Origin of the sequence: Microcoleus sp. PH2017_12_PCY_D_A, assembly GCF_020738565.1 — a bacterium.
In the GTDB taxonomy this organism is placed as follows: domain Bacteria; phylum Cyanobacteriota; class Cyanobacteriia; order Cyanobacteriales; family Microcoleaceae; genus Microcoleus.
Genome location: NZ_JAEQCI010000236.1, coordinates 1 through 3,021 on the forward strand (window position 1 = coordinate 1; position 3,021 = coordinate 3,021).

A 3,021-nucleotide genomic window follows, 5' to 3' on the forward strand; every position below is an offset into this window, starting at 1 on the left:
GATGCCTACTCTAGCTGGCAATCTCTTGTTTCATCTGTAGAAAAAATTCTTAAAGAATTTGGAGATAATTATGTAATTAATTTTGCTTAACTACTTATTACTAATCGCTCACAAATTATCAAGCAAGGAGAAATCATAAATGAAGAAGTAAACATAATGTTACTACCTGGTCAAGATATTTTAATACCTATTGAATTTGGGTTCGATACAAAATCTCATCTTAAATACACCAGCGGATTGGAAGATAGTAGTTCCCCAGAATGGGTGATGGATGAGTTGCAAGTTTTGATCGCCAAGCCTGTATCGAGAGAAATTATTAATTCCATAAAAAGCTCAGATTATTTGCGTTCAACGGAACAGATTAATCAACAATATTTAGCTGACTGGACACATCTTTCGCAGGATTTTACAAGTCAAACTAAACCTGTATCTGATCTCAAATCTAATTCTCCCAAACGCTTTGCTGTTGGAAGTTTTTTTGATATTAAATCACTTAAATTTGACGGAAAAGATTTAGCTATATCTTCTCCGAATGACAATCCTAAAATTTCCATATCGACTTATTTCCAGTATGGTAGCTGTCCATATCTCATAACCGTAAACTCTAGAAAAGGATATTGGATTGAGAGAGGAACTATTTTATATGGCAGACAAAATGAGCAAATGGAAGGTGGAGAAATTTATGCAATTGACGAGGAAACTTCCAGGATTAAAATAGAAGAGCGCGATTGTGAAATAACTTTCTTAAGCTCCCTAAGTCTGATTTACATTGACCAAAATTCAGGAAGTCAATGTGTAGTAGAGTGCCTGACCTCAAATCTACCTAGAAACAGCAAAGGTTACTACTTGCTACATGAAGGTGAATCTATTGAGTTAGATATTAACAATCTACTACCAAAAACAGCTAGCAAGATTCAACTCAAAGTAGTAGGATATTATGAAATACTTAAATCCCAGGAAGTAGATATTCTGGATTAATTCCGGTCGCTCTCAATCTTTCCGCTAAAAGTTGCGATCACTGCCTTTCTTCTTCCGCTTGCTCAATGGCAGATTCCTTTGCTAGTCTTTCTCGTTCCGATGGCCCAGTTCCCATTCCTTACTCCCGATCGAACACCTCTATTCATTCCCACAAAAGGGCGATCGCAAATCGCACCGCTTCCCCCATCATCGAACAGCGAACGCTCGCCGACGCCGTTTTCTCCCACCTCAGCAACTGTTCCCGAAAAGCCGGGTCTTGCTTGGCCCGCTCGACGATCGCCTGACTGATGACTTTCCTCTGAATTTGCTCTGTCGGAACACCTTGCTGCTTCAAATAATCCAACAACCGCTGTACGCTTTCAGAGAATTTATCCGGCGTCTGAGACATCAAAATAAACGAAATTTGGCGCACCATTCGCTCGTAGATTTCCTGTCTTCTGAGCAACACCTCTTTTGGGAGTGGCCTCAGTTGCTGCGGTGTTGCTGGCTCCTCCTGCGAAGGGTTATCAGCAACAGCCAATCCCAGCAAAATCAAAATTTCAGTGCCCTTAGCTAAAACCTTTTCCAACATATCTGGATAAAGCGCCAAAATGCGATCGCCCAAAATCTTGCCGTTCACCAAACGGTTCGCGCTCAGCCGCAGTAAATTTTGTTCTCCCGCCGACTCAAAAAAATGTACAGTCAACCTCAGTTCGTAGCTCTCCAACTCCACCTGACGCACCGTAAACACCAAAGCCTCCCAATTAGGAGATTGGGCAAAACACACCTCCACAATGGAACTTTCCTGTTGTTGGTGCTGCCGCCCCAATTCCCCAGACTCAAAATCCCGATCGACCGGAAAGCGATTTGCCGCAACTTTCGCAGTATAATCAAAGTCAGTAAAAACATAGCGACAGTTAACTTTCGACAGATCGACATCTTGAACCTGCCAATTTTGAATGCAGCAACCCGTAAGCTGCGCTCCCTCCAAATTCGTCCGAATTAAATGGCACTCAATCAAACAAGCTTCTCTTAAATCCGCCTCAGCCAACATCGCATCCACCAAATAAGCGCCGCTCAAATCAGCTTTCCGCAAATGGGCACTCCGCAAATTAGCCTCGCTCAAATCCGCCCGCAGCAAATACACTTCTTGCAAGTTAGCTCGCAGTAAAAGCGCCTGCTTAAAACTCGATTTCAATAAATAAGCACCCGCCAGATTAGCTCGACTCAAATCAGCCCGATCCAGCACCGCCTCAGTCAAATCCGCCCCCGCCAGCACAGCTCGGTGCAAGTCAGCGCCCGTCAAATTTGCCGATCGCAAAATCGCACCATTCAAGTCAGCTTCAGTCAAATTTGCACCGCTCAAAATTGCCGATCGCAAATTAGCTTCCACCAAATGCGCTTCCCGCAAATTAGCACCCGTCAAATTAGCACCAACAAGACTCGCGCGGTTGAGATTCGCCTCCATCAATTCCGCCGCCATCAACTGCGCGCCGTCGAGTTTAGCTCTTTCCAAATTAATTTGATCGGATTTAACGTTTTGAAGATTAGCACCGCCCAAATCCGCCTCAGGTAGCGCCGCCCAATTAAGATCTGCACCTTCCAAACAACCCAGACGCAAATCTGCTTTCGCAAGATTTGCTCCGCTCAAATTTGCTCCAGTCAGATTCGCCCCAGCCAGCCCCGCACTGCGGAGATCCGCGCGGCGCAAACAAGCCCCAATTAACTTAGCATTGCTCAAAAAACACCAGCTCAAATTAGCACCGGTCAAGTTAGCACCAGTTAAGTCTATTTCTCGAAGGTTGACACCGCTTAAACTAGCACCGCTGAGGTCAATATGAGCAAAGTTGCGCTCTCCCTCTTGGTAGCGCTGTAAAAATTCCTGTATTTGCATTCGCAGGGGAAGGGGAATGGGAATGGGAAGGAAAAAAACGATTTTTAGTCTGGTAAAATAACAGTTGTCCTGTTTGTAGTGAGGACTGAAGTCCTCTGATTTTATGCGGACTAAAGTCCTCACTACAAACCATTCTCTCGTTTGTAGTGAGGACTGAAGTCCTCTGATTT

At 44.2% G+C, this 3,021-nt stretch carries 2 protein-coding genes; one reads left to right on the forward strand and one right to left on the reverse strand.

What is annotated here, in order from left to right; all coding sequences use genetic code 11:
• Positions 1-156 precede the first annotated feature (156 nt).
• Positions 157-978, forward strand: a complete 822-nt coding sequence (locus JGK39_RS33115; protein ID WP_293262614.1) for a hypothetical protein — start codon at positions 157-159, stop codon at positions 976-978.
• A 142-nt stretch (positions 979-1,120) separates the two neighbouring features.
• Here the strand turns inward: JGK39_RS33115 and JGK39_RS33120 are convergent.
• Positions 1,121-3,021, reverse strand: a 1,901-nt coding sequence (locus tag JGK39_RS33120) for a pentapeptide repeat-containing protein (protein WP_293299011.1), incomplete at its 5' end; no start/stop codon positions are given.

Excerpts from the sequence above, each read along its gene's own strand:
- JGK39_RS33115 (WP_293262614.1), top strand. The coding sequence starts at position 157 with ATGTTACTACCTGGTCAAGATATTTTAATACCTATTGAATTTGGGTTC.